The following is a 22487-nucleotide window of genomic DNA, read 5'->3' as shown; positions in this document are numbered from 1 at the left end:
GAACCTATGGGGATTGCTGGGGCATGCGCAAACTATTTTTTCGACGAGTTTGAATCAGTCGCGTTCGTCGTCTTCCGCGAGCTCGCGGCCGGCGCAGAGGGCCAGGACCTCGGGCCCGTAACGGGTGAGCTTGCGCATGCCGACCCCGGGAATCCGCGCCAGTTCGCGCTCGTCGTCGGGGACGGCCTCGGCGATCGCCATCAGTGTCTTGTCGGTGAAGACGCAGAAGGCAGGCTGCCCGCTGCGCTCCGCCTGGACCGCGCGCCATTCGCGCAATCGCTCGTAGAGCCCCTCGTCCATGTCGGAGGGGCAGTCCTCGCAACGCATCAGCTTCATCTCGCCCGCGTCGGTGAGCGTGCGCCCGCACACCCGGCAGCGCGCCGGGGTGCGCTCCCTTCGCCGCGGCACGGCGGCCGGTGCTCTCGTGAAGCCGCGCTCCACTCCTCCCGCGCCACCCGCGACGGCGCGGCCGGCGGCGCCGGTGGAACCCGGGCGCAGCCCGTCCAGGAACCGGCTGGGCCTGCGGTTGGGGCGGCCACCGGGCGAGCGGGACAGCGACCAGGAGACGTGCAGGCGCTGCCGGGCCCGGGTGACGCCCACGTAGAGGAGGCGGCGTTCCTCCTCGATCTGCTCGTCGGTCTTCGCGTAGGTGATCGGCATCATGCCCTCGGCGACACCGACCAGGAAGACGACGTCCCACTCGAGGCCCTTGGCCGAGTGCAGGGAGGCGAGGGTGACGCCCTGCACGGTCGGGGCGTGCTGCGCGTTCGCCCGCTCGTCCAGCTCCGCGACGAGGTCGGCGAGGGTGGCACGCGGTGTGGCGGCGGCGAAGTCGTGCGCGAGGTTCACGAGGGCGGCGAGCGACTCCCAGCGCTCGCGCACCGCCCCGGAGCCGGCCGGAGGCTCGGACGTCCAGCCCTCGCCGGACAGCACGGCGCGCACCTGGGAGGGGAGGTCGACGGCGTCGTCGAGGAGGGAGTCGTTGCCTCCGAAGCGGGCCGCGCCGCGCAGCGCGACGCCCGCCTTGCGCACCTCGGGGCGGTCGAAGAACCGCTCGGCGCCGCGCAGCTGGTAGGGGACTCCGGCGTCGGCCAGAGCCTGCTCGTAGGTCTCGGACTGGGAGTTCGTACGGAAGAGGATGGCGATCTCGCCGGCCTGGACGCCCGCGTCCATGAGCTCACGGATGCGGTGCGCGGCGCCCTCGGCCTCCGCGGGCTCGTCCGTGTACTCGGTGTAGACGGGCTCGGGGCCCGCTTCCCGCTGGGAGATCAGCTCCAGGCGGTGGTCGGCGGCGCGGCCGTGGGCCTGGGCGAGAAGGCCGTTGGCGAGATGGACGACCTGAGGGGTGGAGCGGTAGTCGCGGACCAGCTTGACGACGGTGGCACCGGGATGGCGGGTGCGGAAGTCGAGCAGATGGTCCGGGGTTGCTCCGGTGAAGGAGTAGATGGTCTGGCTGGCGTCGCCGACCACGCACAGGTTGTCCCGCTCGCCGAGCCACAGGTCCAGCAGGCGCTGCTGGAGGGGGCTGACGTCCTGGTACTCGTCGACCACGAAGTGCTGGTACTGGGCGCGGACCTGGTCGGCGATGTCGTGCCGGTCCTGGAGGACGGCGACGGTCAGGAGCAGGACGTCCTCGAAGTCGATGACGGAGCGATCGCGCTTGAGGTCCTCGTAGACGGAATAGAGCTGGGCGATCTCGGCCGGGTCGCGGGGGGACTCACGGCCGGCCTTGGCGGCGGCGGGCGCGTAGTCGGCGGGGACGGTCTGGGTGACCTTGGACCACTCGATCTCGGCCGTGACGTCCCGCAGCTCGCCCCGGTCGAGGCGGATACGGCAGGCGGCGGCCGCGTCGGCGACGAGCTGGATCTTGCGGTCGACGAGCCGGGGCATGGAACCGCCGACGGCTTTCGGCCAGAAGTACTGGAGCTGGCGCAGGGCGGCCGAGTGGAAGGTGCGGGCCTGGACGCCGGACGCACCGAGCTGGCGCAGCCGGCCACGCATCTCGCCGGCCGCGCGGTTGGTGAACGTGACGGCCAGCACGGTGGAGGGCTGGAGGATCCCGGCGCGCACCCCGTAGGCGATCCGGTGCGTGATCGCCCGGGTCTTGCCCGTGCCGGCGCCCGCCAGTACGCACACCGGGCCGCGCAGGGCGGTGGCCACCTCGCGCTGCTCGGGGTCGAGCCCTTCGAGCACCGCGTCGGCCGAGTCCGGTACCTGCGGGAAGAGCGTGGAGTGCGTTGCTGCTGTCACACGGCCATGCTGCCAGGTCGCCGGAGACGAGTGCGGCGGTTGTCCACAGGCAGGCACCCGCAGTCGTACTAATGCGGCAGGCGTCACGTCCGGCGGGGTACCGCCCGGGGGAATGGTGGCGCTTTCAAGTACGTTCCTCCCACTGCGAGCACCGATCCCCTAGCCGCCAAGGAGCACGAGAGACATGCCGGGCACTGTGACGATGTACAGCACCACGTGGTGCGGCTACTGCCGCCGGCTGAAGAGCCAGATGGACCGCGAGGGCATCACGTACGACGAGATCAACATCGAGCAGGACCCGGACTCCGCGGCCTTCGTCGAGAAGGCGAATGGCGGAAACCAGACGGTCCCGACCGTGCTGTTCCCGGACGGATCGACGCTGACCAACCCGTCGCTGGCGCAGGTCAAGCAGAAGATCGGCGCGTAGGCGCTCCGCACATTCGCCGGAAGGCGGCTCCTGAGGCAACTCAGGAGCCGCCTTCCCGCGTTACGTCCGGCTCGTTCGTCCGGCTCGTTCGTCCGGCTCAGACGAAGCTTCGCGTCGGCAGCGGCTTGCCGTACCACATCTCGATCAGCCGGGCCGCGATGGAGATGCCGTAGGGAGGCAGGACCTCGCCGGCCTCGAAGGCGGCGCCGAGCTCGTCCCGGGAGAACCAGCGGGCCTCGTGGATCTCGTCGCCGTCGACGGTGATGTCGATCGAGGTGGCGTGCGCCATGAAGCCGAGCATGAGGCTGGACGGGAAGGGCCAGGGCTGACTGGCGACGTACTCGACGTCGCCGACGATGACGCCCACCTCCTCGAAGACCTCGCGGCGCACCGACTGCTCGATGGACTCGCCGGGCTCGACGAAGCCGGCGAGGGTCGAGAAGCGGCCCTCGGGCCAGTGCACCTGGCGGCCGAGCAGGATGCGGTCGTCCTGGTCGGTGACGGCCATGATCACGGCCGGGTCGGTGCGCGGGTAGTGCTCGGCACCGCAGGCGGGACAGCGGCGGATGTGGCCGGCCGCGGCGATGACCGTGCGCTCGCCGCAGCGGGAGCAGAAACGGTGGGTGCGCTGCCAGTTCTCCAGGCCGACCGCGTGCACCATCAGGCCCGCGTCGCGCGGCGACAGCAGCAGACCGGCCTCGCGCAGGCCCGCGGGGCGCGCGGACTGATCGATACGGCCGGGCAGCCCGTCCTTCTGGAGCGCGAAGTAGCTGACGCCGTCCTCGTCGGTGCCCAGGAAGTAGCGGTGTGCCTCGGTCAGGGGGGCTTCGAAGGAGGGGGTCATGACGAGTTCGGTGCGGCCGTCAGCCGTCTCGTCGATGAGGACCTGGCCGCCGGAGACCACGAAGCAGCGGGTCGTGGGGTGGCTCCAGGCCGCCGCCAGCCATGCCTCGTCGAGCCGGTGGTGGGCCGCGCGGTCGATGCCGCTGGGGGCGGTGAGCGAGATGGGGCGGTCGGCGATGTGGTCGGTCCTGGTGGTCACGGGTGCTTCCAACTCCCCCGGTGGAACGGATTGTTTCGGCGGGCGGTTCGGCGGGACGTGCGTCACGGGGTGACCCGACCCGGTCGGGCCGGGCGGTGCGGGGGCGGGCGGTGCGGGGGCGGCTTCTTCAGTGTGCCCCTCGCTCGATCCCCCTCCGGACGGCTCGGGGCGCTCAGGGCGCATGGCGCCAGGTCTCGGCGAGGTCGCCCCACAGGTACGCGCTGGTCTCGACGCCTTTGAGGAGAAGGTCGAGCTCGACCTTCTCGTTCGGGGCGTGCCAGCCGTCGGACGGGACGGAGATGCCCAGGAAGAGCACGGGCGCACCGAGGACTTCCTGGAGGTCGGCGGCCGGTCCGGAACCTCCCTCGCGCGTGAAGCGGATCTTCTGGCCGAAGGCGCGGCCCATCGCCCGCACCACGGACTGCAGAGCCGGGTGGTCCAGCGGCGTCAGGCACGGGCGCGTGGCCGCGCCGAAGGTGATCTCGTGCCGGATGCCGTCGGGCACCTGCTCGGCGGCCCACGCGCGGACGGCCTTCTCGATGTGGTCGGGGTCCTGGCCGGCGACCAGCCGGAAGGAGAGCTTCACCACCGCCGAGGACGGGATGATCGTCTTGCTGCCCGGGCCCTGGTAGCCGCCGCCGATGCCGTTCACCTCGGCCGTGGGGCGGGCCCAGACGCGCTCCAGGATGGTGTGCCCGGCCTCGCCGTGGCCGGCGTACGACTTGGCGGTGCGCAGCCACTGCCGCTCGTCGAAGGGCAGCTCGGCGAAGAGCGCGCGCTCGGCGTCGGTGAGTTCGACGATGCCGTCGTAGAAGCCGGGGACCGCCACGCGTGCGTGCTCGTCGTGCAGGGCGGCGACGAGGCGGGCCGCGGCGGTGGCCGGATTGGGGACGGCGCCGCCGAAGGAACCGGAGTGGATGTCCTGGTCCGGGCCGTGGAAGTGGATCTCGCACTCGGCGAGGCCGCGCATGCCCGTGCACACCGTGGGGGTGTCCTCGGACCACATGCCGGTGTCGGAGACGATCACGGCGTCGGCGGCGAGCCGGTCCGCGTGCTGCTCGACCAGGGCGCGGAAATGCGGGGAGCCGGACTCCTCCTCGCCCTCGATCAGCAGCTTGAGGCTGACCGCGGGGGCGCTGCGGCCGGTGGCGGCGAGGTGGGCACGGACGCCGAGTGTGTGGAAGAACACCTGCCCCTTGTCATCGGCGGCGCCGCGCGCGTGGAGACGATTCTCACGGACGACGGGCTCGAAGGGGTCGGTGTCCCAGCCGTCCTCGCGGGCGGCGGGCTGCACGTCGTGGTGGCCGTAGACGAGGACGGTGGGCGCCTCGGGGTCGGCGGAGGGCCACTCGGCGAAGACGGCGGGGGCGCCCGGAGTGTCCCAGACCTCCGCGGTCGTGAAGCCGGTCTCCTGGAGTTTGGCGGCGAGCCAGTCGGCGCTGCGGCGCACGTCGGGCGCGTGATCGGGCTGGGCCGACACGGACGGAATGCGCAGCCACTCGGCGAGGTCGTCGAGGAAGGCGACGCGGTGCTGCTCGATGTACGTACGGACGGCGCTGACGGCACTGTCAACGGGCTGGCTCATGGTCACGAGCCTATCGGCCCCCACGGACATCCTCGTTGGGCGGTTCCTCACAGTTTGCTTGCGCGGCCGGGTCCTCGAGCAGCAGCCGCTCCAGTGCGGACCGGTCCGGCAGGTCGTCCGGTCGTACAACCTCACCCGTGCGTACGTAGACGAACGCCGCGTTGACGGTCTCCAGGGGAACGCCCTGCTGCTCGGCCCAGGCGAGCCGGTACAGGGCGAGCTGGAGGGGATCGGCGGAGCGGGTCCGGCTGGTCTTCCAGTCGACGATCTCGTACGTCGCCCGGTCGCCGTCGCCCTCCTTGTAGACGGCGTCGATGCGGCCCCGGACCACGCGGCCGGCGATGGCGAGCTGGAAGGACGCCTCCACGCGGTGGGGCGTGCGGTGGGCGTACTCGGTGCGTTCGAAGGCGTCCTTGAGCGCCTCCAGGTCGCGTTCGTCGGCGATCTCGGCCTCGGTGCCGGGCAGCTCCTCCGGTTCCAGCACGGGCAGGGTCAGCTCCTCGAAGCGTGCCTCGACCCAGGCGTGGAACCGGGTGCCCCGGCGTGCGGCGGGTTGCGGAGGGCGCGGCATGGGGCGCGCGAGTTCCTGCGCGAAACCGTCGGGGTCGGCGGCCAGGCGCAGCACCTGGGACGCGCTGAGCGACGCGGGGAGGGGGACGTCCGTGACGGCCTCCCGCGCGCGCAGGAGCTCACCGGTGAGGGCGTCGAGGTCGCGGTCCCAGGAGGCGAGAGTGCGGGCCTCCTCCGGGGTGAGGCGGGCGGGTCCGCGCGCCTGGTGCGGGCGCGCGCTCCCCCGGTGTCCGGGGCTTTCCGGGGGCGACGCCTGGTGCGGGACCGTCGGGCGGGCGGTGGCCCAGCCGTCGTCCCAGTCGGACGGGTTCCCGTCCGCGAGGACCTCCTCCTGCACGAAGGGGTCGTAGTCCGCGAAGGCGTCCTCGTCCGCGAACGGGTCCTCGTCGTCCGGCGGTACGTCGCCGTACGGCGGTTCGTCGTCGTCCGGGGGCGGCGGCCAGTCGGGGTCCCCGTGGTTGGCCGGGTCGTGCGTGGCCGCGGGGTGGCCCTCCTCGTGCGAGGCCAGGTCTTCCAGGTGGGCGAGGACCGTCTCGGCCGCCGCCCGGCGCCGGGTGAGCGACGCCTCGTCCAGGGGCAGGGGCCAGGCCTGCTCGGCACTCGCCGTGTGCAGGGCCGGGTTCTCCTCGTCCTCGGCCGGCTCGTCCGCCCATGCCTCGATCTCGCCGTACCCGGCCTCGCAGTGCTCGTACAGGGCCTGGAGGAAGTCGGAGGGACCGCGGGGCTTCTTCTGGGTGGGCCCCCACCAGTGGCCGGAGCCGAGGAGCAGGGAGCGGGGGCGGGTGAAGGTGACGTAGCCGAGGCGCAGTTCCTCGGTGTGCTGGTGCTCCTTCATCGCTTCCTGAAAGCCCTTCAGGCCCCGGGAGTCCCAGCTGCCGACGTCGGGGAGGGTGGCGGCGTCGCCGCGCAGCTCGTGCGGCAGCACCTTGCCCTGGGCGGTCCACCGCTCGCGGCCCCGGGTGCTGGGGAAAGTGCCGGTGACCAGCCCGGGAACGGCCACGACGTCCCATTCGAGGCCCTTGGACTTGTGGGCGGTGAGGACCTTCACGGTGTTCTCGCCGCCGGGCAGGGCGTTGTCGAGGCCCTTCTCGTACTGGGCGGCCGTGCGCAGGAAGGCCAGGAAGGCGAGCAGGGTGGCCTCTCCGTCGCCGGCCGCGAACGATGCTGCTGTGTCGAGGAAGTTGGAGAGGGTCTCGCGGCGGCGTGCGGCCAGGGCGTGCGGGGACGCCGACAACTCCACCTCGAGACCGGTGACGGCGAGGACGCGGTGCAGGACGTCCATCAGCGGGTCGGACAACGACCGGCGCAGGTCACGCAGTTCGGCCGCCAACCGTGCGAACCGCACGCGCGCGTCCGGCGAGAAGGGCAGCCCGTCGTCCTCGTGCCCGGTGTCGAGCGGCATCTCCAGGAAGGTGTCGAGGGCGTCCGCGAGCGAGGTCACCTCCGAGGGGTCGATCCCCTCGACGGCCTCGGCGAGCCGGCGGTCCCGGTCGTCGTCCTCCACGCGCGCGTGGGCGACGAGGAGCCGCGCGCGCCGCCCCAGGAGCGCGAGGTCGCGCGGGCCGATGCGCCAGCGTGGGCCGGTCAGCAGGCGGACCAGGGAGGCGTTGGCACCCGGGTCCTGGAGGACCTCGCAGACGGCGACCAGGTCGGCGATCTCGGGCAGGTGCAGCAGCCCGGACAGACCGACCACCTCGACGGGGACGTCCCGGGCGACGAGCGCGCCCTGGATCTCCGCGAAGTCGGTGGCCGTGCGGCACAGGACGGCGATCTCACCGGGCGCCTTCCCGGTGTTCACCAGGTGGGCCACGGAGTCGGCGAGCCACTCGATCTCCTCGGCATGGGTGGTCAGCAGCGCGCAGCGCACCGTGCCGTCGCGTTCGGCGCCGGGGGCGGGGCGCAGCGCCTCCACGCCCGCGTGCATGGCGCGCAGCGGCTCCGCGAGGCCGTTGGCCAGGTCGAGGAGGCGGCCGCCGCTGCGGCGGTTCTCGCTGAGCGCCTGCCGGGCGGCGGGCCGGCCGTCGGGGTGCGCGAAGTGCTGCGGGAAGTCGTCCAGGTTCGCGACGGATGCGCCGCGCCAGCCGTAGATGGCCTGGCAGGGGTCGCCGACGGCGGTGACCGGATGGCCCGTGCCGCCCCCGAACAGGCCCGCCAGGAGGATGCGTTGGGCCACCGACGTGTCCTGGTACTCGTCGAGGAGGACCACGCGGAACTCGTCACGCAGGATGCGGCCGACCTCGGGAATCCGGGCGAGCTGCGCGGACAGGGCGATCTGGTCGCCGAAGTCGAGCAGGTCCCGTTCGCGTTTCGCGGCGCGGTAGCGGACGACGAGCTCGGCGAGGTCGCGGCGGGCGGCGGCCGCCTTGGGGACCTGCCGCAGGGCGTCGTTGCCCAGCTTGACGTTCTCCAGGACACGCAGCAGTTCGCTGTCGTACGCACGCAGCTCGCCCGGTCCCACGAGGTGTTCGGAGAGTTCGGCGTCGAGCGTGAGCAGGTCGCTGACCAGGTCCGCGAAGGAGCGGGTGAGCGCCGGGTAGGGGCCCGGTGCCTCGCGCAGCACGCGCGCGGCGAGCTGGTAGCGGGTCGCGTCCGCGAGCAGGCGGGAGGTCGGCTCGAGGCCGATGCGCAGGCCGTGGTCGGTCAGCAGACGGCCCGCGAAGGCGTGGTACGTCGAGATCACCGGCTCGCCCGGCGGGTTGTCGGGGTCGATGACGTCCGGGTCGGTGACGCCCGCCTTGACCAGCGCCTTGCGGACGCGCTCGGCGAGTTCGCCCGCCGCCTTGTTGGTGAAGGTGAGGCCGAGGACCTGTTCCGGGGCGACCTGGCCGGTGCCGACCAGCCACACCACGCGCGCCGCCATCACCGTCGTCTTGCCCGACCCGGCACCGGCCACGATCACCTGCGGAGCGGGCGGCGCGATGATGCAGGCCGTCTGCTCGGGGGTGAACGGGATCCCGAGGAGCTCCTTGAGCTGATCGGGATCGGTGATACGCGGTGGCACGTCAGAGAGGCTAGCGGCGGCCACTGACAGTGAAGTCCCGATCGGCCCCGGATCGAAGAGAAGCGCAGGTCAGCATGCGTGGTGTGATGGATCACCCGCGTCACTCGACCACGTGCCGCCCCTCGGGCCGGGCGCTGCAGGACGCCTGGAACGCGCAGTGCGCGCAGTGCTGTCCGGCGGTCGGCGTGAAGCGTTCGTCGAGGACCTTGCCGGCGGCGGTGGCGAGCAGTTCGCCGACCCACTCCCCCTCCAGCGGTTCCTGCGCCTGCACCTTGGGCAGGGTCTCGCCGCCGTCGCGCTGGGCGGCGCCCTGGCGCAGCTGCACCAGTTCGGCACCTCCGGGCTCGGGGCGCGCTCCGTCGAAGGCGTCGTCGACGGCGCCCTCACGGACGGCGAGCTGGTAGACGGCGAGCTGGGGATGGCGTTCCACCTCGCGCGCGGTGGGCGACTGTTTGCCGGTCTTGAAGTCGACGACGTAGGCGCGGCCCTCGCCGTCGGCCTCGACGCGGTCCATGGAGCCGCGGATGCGGACCTCGTAGTCGCCCGCCCCGAGGGTGACGTCGAAGCCGTGCTCGCTGGCCACCGGGGTGCGGCCGGTGCGGTCCATGACGTGCCACTGCAGGAAGCGTTCGAGAGCCACGCGCGCGTTCTCCTTCTCCTGCGCCGACTTCCAGGGCGCGTCGAAGGCGAGCGCGTTCCACACGGAATCCAGGCGTTCCATGAGGACGGCGAGGTCGGCCGGGGTGTGTCCGGAGGCGACCTCGTCGGCGAGGACGTGCACCACGTTGCCGAAGCCCTGGGCGGTCGTCGCGGGTGCGTCGGCCTTCACCTCGCGGCCCAGGAACCACTGCAGGGCACAGGTGTTGGCGAGCTGGTCGAGGGCGCTTCCGGAGAGCACGACGGGCTGGTCGCGGTCGCGCAGCGGCACTTTGCTCTCGGTCGGCTCGAACATGCCCCACCAGCGGTAGGGATGGGCCGACGGCACCAGTGGGCGGCCGTCCTCGTCGGCGAGCGCGGCGAGCCGGGCCAGCCGGTGGGCGGCGGCCTCCCTGAGGGTGTCCGAGACGCGCGGGTCGACCGTCGTGGCGCGCAGTTCGGCCACGAGCGCGGCGACGGACAGGGGACGGCGCGGGCGGCCGGTGACGTCCCTGGGTTCGACGCCGAGTTCGGTGAGGAAGCGGGAGGGCTGGTCGCCGTCGTCGGCGGGGGCCTTCACGGCGGTGACGACGAGCCGTTCACGCGCGCGCGTGGCGGCCACGTAGAACAGACGGCGCTCCTCCGCCAGCAGCGCGCCGGGGGTGAGCGGTTCGGCGAGTCCGTCGCGGCCGATGCGGTCGGCCTCCAGGAGCGAGCCGCGGCGGCGCAAGTCGGGCCACAGGCCCTCCTGGACACCGGCGACGACGACCAGCCGCCACTCCAGGCCCTTGGAGCGGTGCGCGGTCATCAGGCGTACGGCGTCGGGACGTACGGCACGCCGCGTGAGGGTGTCGGCGGCGATGTCCTCGGCCTCGATCTCCTCCAGGAAGTTGAGGGCACCCCGGCCGCCGGTGCGCTCCTCCGCGCGCGCGGCGGTCGCGAACAGCGCGCACACCGCGTCCAGATCGCGGTCGGCATTGCGTCCTGCCGCACCGCCGCGACGCGCGGACCGCTCCAGGCGGACCGGCCACGGCGTGCCCTCCCACAGGTCCCACAGCGCCTCTTCGGCCGTGCCTCCGTGGGCGAGGCGCTCGCGGGCCCTGCGCAGCAGCGCGCCGAGCCGCTGGGCGCCACGCGCGTACGTGGGGTCGTGGACGGCGAGGCGCTCCGGTTCGGCCAGCGCCCGCGCGAGGAGCTCGTCCGAGGGCGGCGGCAGGGGGTTGCCCGCGGCCCGCTCCTCGTCGCGCAGGGCCCGTCCGAGGCGGCGCAGGTCGGCGGCGTCCATGCCGGCGAGGGGCGAGGCGAGCAGGGTGAGGGCCGTTTCGGTGCCGAGCCACGACACGGTCCGGTCCGCGGGCGGGGCTTCTCCCGCATCTGGCTCCCCCTCGCCCTCGGAGGGCGCCGCCTCGGAAGACACGAGCTCGGAAGACACCGGCTCGGACGGCCCCGCCTCGGAAGTCGCCGCCGCCGCGGCCACCGCCCGTAGCGCCGTCAGCAGTGGCGCCACCGCCGGCTCATGCCGCAGCGGCAGGTCGTCGCCGTCTATGTCGAGGGGGACGCCGGCCGCGGTGAGTGCGCGGCGGACCGTCGGGATGGTGCGGGATCCGGCGCGCACCAGGACGGCCATCTCGCGCCACGGGACGCCGTCCTCCAGATGTGCCCGGCGCAGGATGTCGGCGATGTTGTCCAGCTCCGTGCCAGGCGTGGGGTACGTGTACACCTCGACGCGGCCGCCGTCCCGTACCGGGGCGAGCTCGCGGTGCGCGCGTACCTTCTCGGCCGGCAGGCGGGTCAGCGGCATGCGCCGGGTGAGCAGCCGGGTCGCGGCGAGCAGCGCGGCGCCGGAGCGGCGCGAGGTGCGCAGGACCTCGACGGGGGCCGTGCGGCCGTCCGCGCGCGGGAAGGCGCCCGGGAACTCCAGGATGCCGCCCACGTCCGCTCCGCGGAACGCGTAGATCGACTGGTCGGGGTCGCCGAAGGCGACGAGGGTGCGGCCGTCGCCGGCGAGCGCGTGCAGCAGCCGTACCTGGGCGGGGTCCGTGTCCTGGTACTCGTCCACGAAGACCGCGTCGTACCGCGCGGCGAGCTGTTCCGCGACCTCGGGGCGGCGGGCGAGGAGGACGGCGCGGTGGACCAGTTCCGCGTAGTCGAGCACGCCCTGGAGGTCGAGCACGTCGAGGTACTCGGCGAGGAATGCGGCCGCGGCACGCCAGTCGGGGCGGCCGATGCGGCGGGCGAAGGCGTCCAGTGCCCCCGGGTCCAGGCCCAGTTCACGGCTGCGGGCGAGCACCGCGCGGACCTCGTCGGCGAAGCCGCGGGTGGTCAGGCAGGCGCGTAGGTCGTCGGGCCAGCGCACGTGCGCGAGGCCGAGCCGCTCCAGGTCGGTCTGGCCGGTGAGCAGCTCGCGGACCGTCACGTCCTGCTCGGCGCCGGACAGCAGCCGCAGCGGCTCGACGAACAGGTCGCTGTCCTGGTGGGAGCGGACCAGGGCGTAGCAGTACGAGTGGAAGGTGGTCGCCTGGGGCGCACGCGCCGCCCCTATGCGCAGGGCCATGCGGTCGCGCAGTTCGACGGCCGCCTTGCGGCTGAACGTCAGCACCAGCATGCGCTCGGGGTCCCCGCCACGGGCGATACGCGATGCCACGGCCTCGACGAGCGTGGTGGTCTTGCCGGTGCCCGGACCTGCGAGAACGAGGAGCGGGCCGGCACCGTGGTCAACCACCGAGCGCTGTGACGCGTCAAGACGAGGGGGATCCGGCCGGATCTGCGGGGTACGCACCAGCCGGTAAGCGCCACTGTTCCCCTGCCGCACCTGTGCGTGCGGTAGGCGCCTGGTGGAGGAAGAGGAGCTCACGTGGTTCGCCGGTCCTGGTGGTTGTGCTGGTTGTCGGACCACCGTGCGTGCAGGACGGTGGTCGGGGGGTGAGGGGGACTGGTGCAGGCGACGCTACGCCGACGGATGGTGCGGAAGCAGGGCTTCCTCTTCTTCCCTGTCGGCACTCGCGGCCCACGGGCCCCTCGACCCACGAACGTACGGCATGCCACAAACGTGCCCTGGTTCCCCCGTACGGATCACGGGTCACACGCGGGCCCGCCGTATGGCGGAAGCTGTCAGGTGTGACCCTCCGCGCGTCCGCCGCCGTCCCACCGCGCGCGCCTCATGTCGAGGCGCGGGAGGTGGCCCTCGGCGGCCCTGCCGGCCTCCTTCAGGGGTGTGCCCTCGGTGCGGTAGTGGTCGAGGGCCCGCAGTTCGTGGCCCGGCAGCAGCACCCCGTCCGCGCGCACGACGCGCCACCAGGGAACGGCTCCGCCGTAGAGGGCCATCACACGGCCGACCTGGCGCGGGCCGCCCTCCTCCAGCCATTCGGCAACGTCGCCATATGTCATGACACGTCCGGGCGGGATCAGTTCGGCGACCTCCAGGACGCGCTCGGCGTACTCCGGGAGCGCGTCCGGGGGCTCCGGGCGGGCGTCGTACGGAAGGCTCTCCTCACTCATCCGGCTCATCCTGCCCCATGCCACCGACAGCGTGACGTCGTCGCGACTGTGCGTACGTCTCGCCCCGGGGCGGCGCTTCCGGCAGACTGTGCGCCCCCGCATGTGCACCCTGACACCCCCGCGTGTCGGTGGGGCATGCCACCATCATGCGGGCGGTGACTGGTGATACGAGATCAAGAAGAGACGATGAAGCAGCAGGGTGCGCACCCAGAGGACGCGGAGAGCACCTCTGACGCTTCGTCGCGCCCGGACAGCGGCACCGCCTCCGGATCCGGAGGCAGGACAGCCGCTTCGGGAGACAAGGGAGACAAGGGCACCGCGCCGAAGGACCCGAACAAGAGCAAGGACGACTTCCTCGACGAAGTGCACATCGACGAGGTCGAGGGCGACGAACCGCTGCTCCCCGCGCGCGTGCACCGCCCGTCGGACCTGATGCGCCTGCTGGTGGGCGTGCTGGCCGTCGCCGTGCTGCTCGCGATCGCCGCGTTCGCGCACGGCACCACCTCGGGTCTCGAACAGGACATCAACAAGGGCACCGGCCAGGCGCCCGACCTGCTCATCAAGATCGCGGGCCTGGCCTCCAGCATCGCGATCCTGCTCGTGCCGGTCGCCTTCGCGATCGAGCGGCTGATCAAGCGCGACGGGCTGCGCATCGCCGACGGCGTGCTCGCGGCGGTCCTCGCCCACGGAGTGACACTCGCCACGGACCTGTGGGTCGCCAAGGCCGCCCCCGGCTCGATCCAGGAGGCGCTCACCCAGCCCTCCCCCGGCGACATCCACGCCCTCACCGACCCGGTGCACGGCTATCTCGCGCCGGTCATCGCGTACATGACGGCGGTCGGCATGTCCCGGCGGCCGCGCTGGCGCGCCGTGCTGTGGATCGTGCTGCTTCTCGACGCGTTCTCGATGCTCGTCACGGGCTACACGACACCGTTCTCGATCATCCTGACGATCCTGATCGGCTGGACCGTGGCCTACGGGACGCTCTACGCGGTCGGCTCGCCCAACGTCCGTCCCACGGGACGCACCCTGATGGCGGGCCTGCGGCACGTCGGCTTCCGCCCGGTGACCGCCTCGCGCGAGGAAGTGCCGGAGACGCCGGAGACCGGCGACCGCGGCCGGCGCTACTTCGTCACCCTGGAGGACGGCCCGCCGCTGGACGTGACGGTGGTCGACCGCGAGCAGCAGGCGCAGGGCTTCTTCTACCGCGCGTGGCGCAATCTGACGCTGCGCGGCTTCGCCACCCGCAGCAGCCTCCAGTCGCTGCGCCAGGCGCTCGAGCAGGAGGCCCTGCTCGCGTACGCGGCGATCGCGGCCGGCGCCAACGCGCCCAAGCTGATCGCGACCTCGGAGCTCGGCCCCGACGCCGTGATGCTCGTCTACGAGCACACCGGCGGGCGCACCCTGGACAACCTGCCCGACGACGAGATCACCGACGAGTTGCTGCACGACACCTGGCATCAGGTGCGGGCCCTGCAGTCGCGCCGCATCGCGCACCGGCGGCTGGTGGGCGACGCGATTCTGGTGGATCGTTCCGGCACGGTGATCATCACCGATCTGCGCGTCGGCGAGATCGCGGCCGGCGACCTGCTGCTGCGCATGGACATCTCGCAGCTCCTGGTGACGCTGGGACTGCGGGTGGGCGCCGAGCGCGCGGTGGCGTCGGCAGTGGGCGTGCTCGGCCCGGACGCCGTGGCCGACTGTCTGCCGATGCTCCAGCCCATCGCGCTCAGCCGCACCTCGCGCGCGACCCTGCGCAGACTGGCCCGCGAGCGGGCCCAGCGCGAGCGCGACGCGGTCCTGGAGGCTTCCCGGCAGCTCAAGCAGGCCCGGCTGGAGGAGGCCTCGGAGGACGGCGAGGCCGTCGTGGCCGAGAAGCCCGACAAGAAGGCCGTACGCGCGGAGCAGCGGGCGGAGAAGCGGGCTCTCGACGAGGCGCTGGACGAGGCGCGCGAGGAGGATCTGCTCGCCCAGATCCGCAACCAGGTGCTGCTGATCAGGCCGCAGGCACCGGTCGAGCCCGCCCGTCTGGAGCGGGTGCGGCCGCGCACCCTGATCAGTTTCATCGCCGGCGCCATCGGTGCCTACTTCCTGCTGACGCAGCTCACCCACATCGAGTTCGGTCCCCTGGTCGCGAACGCGCAGTGGGGCTGGGTCCTGGCGGCCGTGGCGTTCTCGGCGTGCAGCTACTTCGCGGCCGCGATGGCGCTGCTGGGGTTCGTGCCCGAGCGCGTGCCGTTCCCGCGGGCCGTGGCCGCGCAGGTCGCCGGTTCGTTCGTCAAGATCGTCGCCCCCGCCGCGGTGGGCGGCGTGGCCCTCAACACCCGCTTCCTGCAGCGCTCGGGGGTGCGTCCGGGTCTCGCGGTGGCGAGTGTCGGCGGCTCCCAGCTCTTCGGCCTCGGCTGCCACATCGTGATGCTGCTGTCGTTCGGCTATCTGACCGGTACCGAGAAGACGCCGTCGCTGTCGCCGTCCCGGACGGTCATCGCGGGCCTGCTGACCGTGGCGGTGCTCGTCCTGGTGGTCACCTCGGTGCCGTTCCTGCGGAAATTCGTCGCCACGCGCGTGCGATCGCTCTTCGCCGGTGTCGTACCGCGCATGCTGGACGTGCTGCAGCGGCCGCAGAAGCTCGTCAGCGGCATCGGCGGCACCCTGCTGCTGACCGCCTGCTTCGTGATGTGTCTGGACGCCTCGATCCGCGCCTTCGGTACCCAGGGGGCCTCGCTCAGCATCGCCAGCGTCGCCGTCGTGTTCCTCGCCGGCAACGCGCTCGGGTCCGCGGCCCCGACCCCGGGCGGCGTGGGCGCGGTGGAGGCGACCCTGACGGTCGGGCTGATCGCCGTGGGCCTGCCCAAGGAGGTCGCGGCCCCGGCCGTCCTGCTGTTCCGGCTGCTGACCCTGTGGCTGCCGGTGCTGCCGGGCTGGCTGGCCTTCAACCACCTCACGCGCAAGGGCTCGCTCTAGTACGACCGCCTTCTCGTACGACGGCTGTACGCGCGTGTACCTCGTACGGCCCGTGCCCCGAGCGCCCGGCCCCGCGCCGCAGCAGGATGGACCCATGCCGAAGCCATCCCGCTCGCGCGCCGTCGCCGTGGCCGTCTCCACCGTGCTGCTGTGCTCCGTGCTGGCGGCCTGCACCGACAACGGCTCCAGCGGCGGTGGGAATCTGTCGGCGCAGAAGCTCGACTGGAAGGACTGCCCGGCGCCGTCCACCGCGGAGGGCGGCGGTGACTCGCCCTCACCCCTGCCGCACGGCGGCACCTGGCAGTGCGCCACGATGAAGGCGCCCCTGGACTGGAACAAGCCCAAGGGCGACACGATCGGCCTCGCGCTGATCCGGGCGAAGGCGAGCGGCGCGCAGAGCAGGCGCATCGGCTCGCTGGTCTTCAACTTCGGCGGGCCGGGCGGCTCGGGCGTCACCACGCTGCCCTCCTTCGGCCAGGACTACGCGACCCTGCGCACCCGTTACGACCTGGTCAGCTTCGACCCGCGCGGAGTCGGCCGCAGCGCTCCCGTGAAGTGCGAGGACGACCAGCAGCTCGACGCGTACTTCCAGCAGGACGCGACCCCGGACGACGCCCGTGAGCGCACCGATTACGTGGACAACACCAAGGAGTTCAACGCGGCCTGCGAGAAGAACTCCGAGAAGGTGCTGCCGCACCTGCGCACCACCGACGCGGCCCGCGACATGGATCTGATGCGGCAGGTCCTCGGCGACGACAAGCTGTACTACTTCGGCATCTCGTACGGCACCGAACTCGGCGGCGTCTACGCCCACTTGTTCCCGAAGAAGGTGGGCCGCGCCGTCTTCGACGCGGTCGTGGACCCGACGCAGGACGCCGAGCAGAGCTCGCTCGGGCAGGCGAAGGGCTTCCAGCTCGCGCTCGACAACTTCGCCGAGGACTGCACCTCCAAGACCACGGAATGCCCGGTCGGCAACACCGCACAGGACGTGAAGGACCGCATCGCCAAGCTGCTGAAGGACCTCGACAGCAAACCGATCTCCGGCATCTTCCCCCGCCGGCTGACGCAGACCGCCGCGACCAACGGCATCGCGCAGGCGCTGTACTCGAAGGACTTCTGGCAGTACCTCACCGAGGGCCTGGTGCAGGCCTACCAGGGCGACGGCCGGATTCTGCTGGCGCTGTCCGACTCGCTGAACGGGCGCAACGAGAACGGCGGGTACAGCAACATCGCCGCCGCCAACGTCGCCATCAACTGCGCCGACGACAAGGCCCGCTACAACCCGGGCTTCGTGCAGCAGAAGCTGCCCGAGTTCCGGTCGGCCTCGCCGCTGTTCGGCGACTTCCTGGCCTGGTCCATGGTCAGCTGCACCGACTGGGCCGTTCCGGGTGCCGCCGACCACCCCGACGTGAGCGCACCGGGCGCCGCGCCGATCCTCGTCGTGGGCAACACCGGCGACCCGGCCACGCCCTACGAGGGCGCGAAGAAGATGGTGGACTCACTCGGCCCGGGTGTCGGCGTCGAGCTGACGTACAAGGGGCAGGGGCACGGCTCGTACGACAGCAAGAACAAGTGCGTGCAGGCCGCGGTCAACGGCTATCTGCTGAACGGGAAGGTGCCGAAGGCAGGGACCGTCTGCTCCTGAGACACGAGCGAACGTCGGGGAAACTTGCAGGTCAGAACGTTATCCACACGCTCCGGCAGGTTTGGCTTGATCCGCCTACCATGGCCTGACCGCCGTTTGCTGCACGACGCGGACGGCCCACGAGGGGGGAAGGCACATGGCACGACTCGTACGGTGGGCGGCTCTGGGCGCCGCCGCGGCGCTCCTGGTGGGCGGCTGCAGCAGCGGCTCGTCGTCCGACGACGGCAAGGACAGTGCGAGGTCGACCCCACCTCCGACGCCACCGTCCCGCTCCTCCGGGACGACCGCCGCACTGCCCTCCTCACTGACCGGGCAGAAGCTCGCCTGGGGCCCCTGCAAGGCCACTGCCGGCTCCCCCGCGCCGGGCAGCGACTGGCAGTGCGCGACGCTCAAGGCGCCCTTGGACTGGTCGAAGCCCGAGGGCGACACGATCGGGCTCGCGCTCATCCGCGCCAAGGCGAACGGCGGCAAGCGCATCGGCTCGCTCCTGTTCAACTTCGGCGGCCCCGGCGGCTCGGGCGTGTCCATGATGCCCACGTACGCCCCCACGGTGTCCGCGCTGCGCGAGCACTACGACCTGGTGAGCTGGGACCCGCGCGGGGTCGCCGCCAGCGAGGGCGTGCGCTGCCGCAGCGACAAGACCATCCAGGCCGCCGAGGACGTGGACGCCACACCGGACACCCCGGCCGAGGAGAAGACGTACTTCCAGGACGCCGTGAACTTCGGCCAGGGCTGTGAGAAGGCCGCCGGAAAGCTGCTCGCGCACGTGTCGACGACGGACACCGCGCGCGACATGGACCTGATGCGCCAGGTGCTGGGCGACACGAAGATGCACTACTTCGGCATCTCGTACGGCACCGAACTCGGCGGCGTCTACGCCCACTTGTTCCCCAAGAAGGTGGGGCGGTTGATCCTCGACGCCGTCGTCGATCCGAGCGCCGACACCGTGGGCCAGGCGAAGAACCAGACCAGGGGCTTCCAGCGCGCCCTGGACGACTACCTCAAGTCCACCGGCCAGGACCCGAAGCAGGGCACCCGGAAGATCGCGGACCTGGTGCAGGGGCTCGACGCGAAGCCTCTGCCGACCTCCTCCGGGCGAAGGCTGACGCAGTCGCTCGCCCTCACCGGCATCGTCCTGCCCCTCTACAGCAAGGAGGGCTGGCCGACCCTGACCAGCGCCCTGAACGCGGCGGAGCAGGGCGACGGTTCCGAGCTGCTGGCACTCGCCGACGGTTACAACGAACGCGACGCCTCGGGGCACTACGCCACGACGACCCACTCGCAACGGGTCATATCGTGCCTGGACGACAAGGAGCGGCCGACCGCCGAGGAGACGAAGAAGAGGCTCCCGGCGTTCGAGAAGATCTCGCCCGTGTTCGGGGACTTCCTCGGCTGGGACACGGCGGGCTGGTGTCACAACTGGCCGGTGGCCGGGCAGTTCGACACTCCGGAGGTGAGCGCGCCCGGTGCGGCGCCGATCCTGGTGGTCGGCAACACCGGCGACCCGGCGACGCCGTACGAGGGCGCCCGGAAGATGACCGACGAGCTGGGCAAGGGCGTCGGTGTCGAGCTCACCTGGAAGGGCGAGGGGCACGGTGCGTACGGAAGCGGGAGCGACTGCGTCGACTCGACCGTGGACGCGTATCTGCTGAAGGGGACCGTGCCGAAGGACGGCAAGGTCTGCGCCTCCTAGCGGGGACAGCGGAAAGGGGCCCGGCACCAGTGGTGCCGAGCCCCTCCCGGAAAGGCTTGCGCCTCGTGGACCGGTGCGGCCTAGTAGACCGGCTTGTCCGGCTCGATCTGGTTGACCCAGCCGATCACGCCGCCGCCGACGTGCACGGCGTCGGAGAAGCCCGCGGACTTCAGGACCGCGAGGACTTCCGCACTGCGGACACCCGTCTTGCAGTGCAGGACGATCTTCTTGTCCTGCGGGAGGCTCTCCAGGGCGGTGCCCATGAGGAACTCGTTCTTCGGGATCAGCTTGGCGCCCGGAATGCTGACGATCTCGTACTCGTTGATCTCGCGGACGTCGATGATCTCGATGTTCTCGCCGTCGTCGATCCACTCCTTGAGCTGCTTGGGAGTGATCGTCGAGTCGGCGGCCGCCGCCTGGGCCTCCTCGGACACGACACCGCAGAAGGCCTCGTAGTCGATGAGCTCGGTGACGGTCGGGTTCTCGCCGCAGACCGCGCAGTCGGGGTCCTTGCGGACCTTGACCTGGCGGTACTGCATCTCGAGGGCGTCGTAGATCATCAGGCGGCCGACCAGCGGCTCACCGATGCCCGCGAGCACCTTGATGGCCTCGTTGACCTGGATGGAGCCGATGGACGCGCACAGCACGCCCAGCACGCCGCCCTCGGCGCAGGAGGGGACCATGCCCGGCGGCGGGGGCTCCGGGTAGAGGCAGCGGTAGCACGGGCCGTGCTCGGACCAGAACACCGAGGCCTGACCGTCGAAGCGGTAGATCGAACCCCAGACGTACGGCTTGTTCAGCAGCACGCAGGCGTCGTTGACCAGGTAGCGCGTCGCGAAGTTGTCCGTGCCGTCGACGATCAGGTCGTACTGGCTGAAGATGTCCATCACGTTGTCGGCCTCGAGCCGCTCCTCGTGAAGGATCACGTTGACGTACGGGTTGATGCCCTTGACGGTGTCACGGGCGGACTCGGCCTTGGAGCGGCCGATGTCGGCCTGGCTGTGGATGATCTGGCGCTGCAGGTTCGACTCGTCGACCTCGTCGAACTCCACGATGCCGAGGGTGCCGACGCCCGCGGCAGCCATGTACATCAGCGCCGGCGAGCCCAGGCCGCCGGCGCCCACACAGAGCACCTTGGCGTTCTTCAGCCGCTTCTGCCCGTCCATCCCGACGTCGGGGATGATCAGGTGGCGGGAGTACCTGCGAACCTCGTCTACGGTGAGCTCATCAGCCGGCTCGACCAGGGGTGGCAGCGACACGGGGACTCCGTTGGTCGGTCAATCACTACGGGTGTTCTCCCTGCAACATTGCCACGGCCTTTTTCATTCCGAGACACCCGTTCCGATCCGCGAGACGATGTCGTCCCAGTAGCCGGGCATGGCCTCCCACGGGTCGCTGCGGCCGCCCTGGTCCGTGCGGTCGGTGAAGTAGATCGTCGCGGCGCCCTGCCAGCGCGCGATACGCAGCGCCTCCTCCAGATGCGGCAGGGGCACTCCGTGGACGAAGTGGCAGAAGCGCTCGGGCGGATGCTCCGCCGTCCACTCCGCCACCTGCGACCACCGGTAGTCGCTCCAGGGGCCGCAGAAGGTGACCAGCTGGTCGGCGCACTCGAGGTAGCCGGGGTGCGGGTGGGTGCCGTGGCCGAGGACGATGTGAGCGTCTTCACAGAGCGCGCGGAGCGTGGTGACGGTGCGGCGGATCTCGGGGAGCGAGACGCCGTCGGTCGGGCAGCGGTCCAGGAGGAAGCCGTCGACCTGGTACCAGTCGATGTGGCGGTGCGCGTCGGAGATCACCTCGCCGAAGGTCCGGGCCCCGGACGCGCACCCGAGGTGGCCGAGGACCCGCACGCCCATGTTCCGCAGCCGTCCGGCCGCCTCCAGGCAGTGCGGATCGGGGCGGGTGCCGGGGCCGTCGGCCACGTTGAGCACGACCCAGTGCAAGGGGGTCCCGGGACGGGTGAGTTCGCCCCACTCGGTGGGCGCGACGAGGGGGTGCGCGTAACCGGGGATGCCGAACCCGGTGCGGACGTCGGTGCTCGCGTTTCCCGCTCTGGTGCTGGTCACATACGGCATGCCGCCTCCATCCAGATGTCGGCGAGGGACTCCTCGAGGTTGATCCTCGGCCGCCAGCCGAGCCGGTCGCGTGCGGTGCGCACGTCGGCCTGCTGCCAGCTGCCGCAGCCGTCCGGGTACGGGTACGCCATCGGGGCAGCGTGGTCCGGGTCGGAGCGCTGGTGGCCGACGGTCGGCCGCAGCGGGCCGGGCGGGCCGTCGAGTTCGTGGAGGGCGCCGCCGTATCCGGCGACGCGGGCGAGCACGGCGGCGGCGTCGCGCAGCCGGACGGCGCGGCCCGAGCCGATGTTGATGACGCCCTGCGCGGCGGAGAGCGAGGCGGCGTGCACGGCACGGGCCACGTCGCGTACGTCGACGAAGTCGCGCTGGACGCCGAGGCCGCCGAGCTTGAGCTCGCCGTCGCCGGACTGCATGGCGCGGCGCATGGCCTCGGCGAGCCGGCCGAGCGGCGAGCCCGCGGGGGTGCCCGGACCGGCCGGCGAGAAGACCCGCAGGACGACAGCGTCCAGGCCGGAACCCAGGACGAGTTCGGTGGCGGCGAGTTTGCTCACGCCGTACGGGCCACCGGGGCGGGGCACGGCGTCCTCGGCCGTGGACGAGCCGGGCTGGCTGGGGCCGTACTCCGCACTGCAGCCGATCTGCACCAGCCGGGCGTCACAGCCGCTGCGGCGCAGGGCTTCGCAGACGGTGGCCACGGCGACGGTGTTGTGGCGGGTCAGATCCCGGGCGCCGCCCCGGGTGGCGCCGGCGCAGTTGATGACGACACCGGGGTGGACCGCGTCGAGGAAGCGGGTGAGGGCACCGGGACTGCCGGACGCGAGGTCGAAGCGGACGTCGGCGTCGTCGCCGCGGCCGAGCGCGGTGAGCTGGACGGCCGGGTCGGCGAGCAGGCGGTCCGCGACGAAGCGGCCCAGGTAGCCGTTGGCTCCGATCAGCAGGACTCTCATCGGACGGCTCCCGGGGCCGAGGCGTCGGATCGGGAGGTGATCATCTCGGGTTCTCCTTCGGAGGGAATGAAGCGGTTGCCTGGGGCGGCGGGTCCTGGCGCCTGCGGCGGGTTCGGGGCCGGCGTGGGCCGGGGTGCGGGCGACGCGCCCGGGCGCA

13 protein-coding genes are annotated in these 22487 nt (G+C 72.0%); 4 read left to right on the top strand and 9 right to left on the bottom strand.

The genetic code is table 11. The features are described from left to right. Positions 1 to 54: 54 nt before the first annotated feature. A complete protein-coding gene (locus ACIBN2_RS15975; protein ID WP_399134958.1) occupies positions 55 to 2250 on the bottom strand; it encodes an ATP-dependent DNA helicase UvrD2 in 2196 nt (731 codons plus the stop codon). Positions 2251 to 2434: 184 nt separating this feature from the next. Between ACIBN2_RS15975 and ACIBN2_RS15970 the strand changes: the two genes are divergently transcribed. Then, the gene (locus tag ACIBN2_RS15970) at positions 2435 to 2677 is read left to right on the top strand and encodes a mycoredoxin (RefSeq protein WP_393865946.1); all 243 of its coding nucleotides are present in this window, start codon (positions 2435 to 2437) and stop codon (positions 2675 to 2677) included. A gap of 97 nt (positions 2678 to 2774) precedes the next feature. Here the strand turns inward: ACIBN2_RS15970 and nudC are convergent, their stop codons facing one another. The 5 genes from nudC to ACIBN2_RS15945 all read right to left on the bottom strand — a co-directional run bounded on the left by nudC (position 2775) and on the right by ACIBN2_RS15945 (position 13009). Beyond that, positions 2775 to 3719, bottom strand: a complete 945-nt coding sequence (gene nudC, locus ACIBN2_RS15965) for an NAD(+) diphosphatase (protein WP_399134957.1) — start codon at positions 3717 to 3719, stop codon at positions 2775 to 2777. A 172-nt stretch (positions 3720 to 3891) separates the two neighbouring features. Then, entirely contained in the window at positions 3892 to 5304 is a 1413-nt protein-coding gene (locus ACIBN2_RS15960; RefSeq protein ID WP_399134956.1) for a dipeptidase, read from the bottom strand. 10 nt (positions 5305 to 5314) lie between these two features. Then, positions 5315 to 8875, bottom strand: coding sequence for an ATP-dependent helicase (locus tag ACIBN2_RS15955; RefSeq protein WP_399134955.1), 3561 nt, complete (start codon positions 8873 to 8875; stop codon positions 5315 to 5317). A gap of 100 nt (positions 8876 to 8975) precedes the next feature. Beyond that, positions 8976 to 12365 carry an ATP-dependent helicase gene (locus tag ACIBN2_RS15950; RefSeq protein WP_399134953.1) on the bottom strand — a complete coding sequence of 1130 codons (3390 nt, stop codon included), beginning with the start codon at positions 12363 to 12365 and terminating at the stop codon, positions 8976 to 8978. Between the two features lie 257 nt (positions 12366 to 12622). Then, entirely contained in the window at positions 12623 to 13009 is a 387-nt protein-coding gene (locus tag ACIBN2_RS15945; RefSeq protein ID WP_399134952.1) for an MGMT family protein, read from the bottom strand. A 186-nt stretch (positions 13010 to 13195) separates the two neighbouring features. Between ACIBN2_RS15945 and ACIBN2_RS15940 the strand changes: the two genes are divergently transcribed. From ACIBN2_RS15940 to ACIBN2_RS15930, 3 genes are all read left to right on the top strand, one after another. Then, a complete protein-coding gene (locus tag ACIBN2_RS15940; RefSeq protein WP_399134951.1) occupies positions 13196 to 15973 on the top strand; it encodes a lysylphosphatidylglycerol synthase domain-containing protein in 2778 nt (925 codons plus the stop codon). A gap of 94 nt (positions 15974 to 16067) precedes the next feature. Continuing rightward, a complete protein-coding gene (locus ACIBN2_RS15935) occupies positions 16068 to 17618 on the top strand; it encodes an alpha/beta hydrolase (RefSeq protein ID WP_399134950.1) in 1551 nt (516 codons plus the stop codon). Positions 17619 to 17754: 136 nt separating this feature from the next. Next, positions 17755 to 19311, top strand: a complete 1557-nt coding sequence (locus ACIBN2_RS15930) for an alpha/beta hydrolase (protein ID WP_399134949.1) — start codon at positions 17755 to 17757, stop codon at positions 19309 to 19311. An 80-nt stretch (positions 19312 to 19391) separates the two neighbouring features. On the opposite strand, the gene moeZ is transcribed toward ACIBN2_RS15930, so the two are convergent. From moeZ to ACIBN2_RS15915, 3 genes are all read right to left on the bottom strand, one after another. After that, positions 19392 to 20570: an adenylyltransferase/sulfurtransferase MoeZ gene (moeZ, locus tag ACIBN2_RS15925; protein WP_399134948.1), complete on the bottom strand. Its 1179-nt coding sequence runs from the start codon at positions 20568 to 20570 to the stop codon at positions 19392 to 19394. A 63-nt stretch (positions 20571 to 20633) separates the two neighbouring features. Then, positions 20634 to 21383, bottom strand: coding sequence for a spherulation-specific family 4 protein (locus ACIBN2_RS15920; protein WP_399134946.1), 750 nt, complete (start codon positions 21381 to 21383; stop codon positions 20634 to 20636). Continuing rightward, positions 21371 to 22330, bottom strand: a complete 960-nt coding sequence (locus ACIBN2_RS15915) for an NAD-dependent epimerase/dehydratase family protein (protein WP_393865957.1) — start codon at positions 22328 to 22330, stop codon at positions 21371 to 21373. The genes ACIBN2_RS15920 and ACIBN2_RS15915 overlap by 13 nt, the downstream gene beginning before the upstream one ends. Positions 22331 to 22487: the final 157 nt, after the last annotated feature.

It is taken from the genome of Streptomyces sp. NPDC050534 (assembly GCF_044457745.1).
Classification (GTDB): Bacteria; Actinomycetota; Actinomycetes; order Streptomycetales; family Streptomycetaceae; genus Streptomyces.
This window is presented reverse-complemented; position numbering and strand designations above follow the sequence as displayed.

What these genes read in the sequence shown, in the direction of transcription:
- ACIBN2_RS15970 (WP_393865946.1), top strand. Translation starts at nt 2,435, where the DNA reads ATGCCGGGCACTGTGACGATGTACAGCACCACGTGGTGCGGCTACTGC.
- ACIBN2_RS15960 (WP_399134956.1), bottom strand. Translation starts at nt 5,304, where the DNA reads ATGAGCCAGCCCGTTGACAGTGCCGTCAGCGCCGTCCGTACGTACATC.
- ACIBN2_RS15945 (WP_399134952.1), bottom strand. Translation starts at nt 13,009, where the DNA reads ATGAGTGAGGAGAGCCTTCCGTACGACGCCCGCCCGGAGCCCCCGGAC.
- ACIBN2_RS15940 (WP_399134951.1), top strand. Translation starts at nt 13,196, where the DNA reads ATGAAGCAGCAGGGTGCGCACCCAGAGGACGCGGAGAGCACCTCTGAC.
- ACIBN2_RS15935 (WP_399134950.1), top strand. Translation starts at nt 16,068, where the DNA reads ATGCCGAAGCCATCCCGCTCGCGCGCCGTCGCCGTGGCCGTCTCCACC.
- ACIBN2_RS15930 (WP_399134949.1), top strand. Translation starts at nt 17,755, where the DNA reads ATGGCACGACTCGTACGGTGGGCGGCTCTGGGCGCCGCCGCGGCGCTC.
- ACIBN2_RS15920 (WP_399134946.1), bottom strand. Translation starts at nt 21,383, where the DNA reads ATGCCGTATGTGACCAGCACCAGAGCGGGAAACGCGAGCACCGACGTC.
- ACIBN2_RS15915 (WP_393865957.1), bottom strand. Translation starts at nt 22,330, where the DNA reads ATGAGAGTCCTGCTGATCGGAGCCAACGGCTACCTGGGCCGCTTCGTC.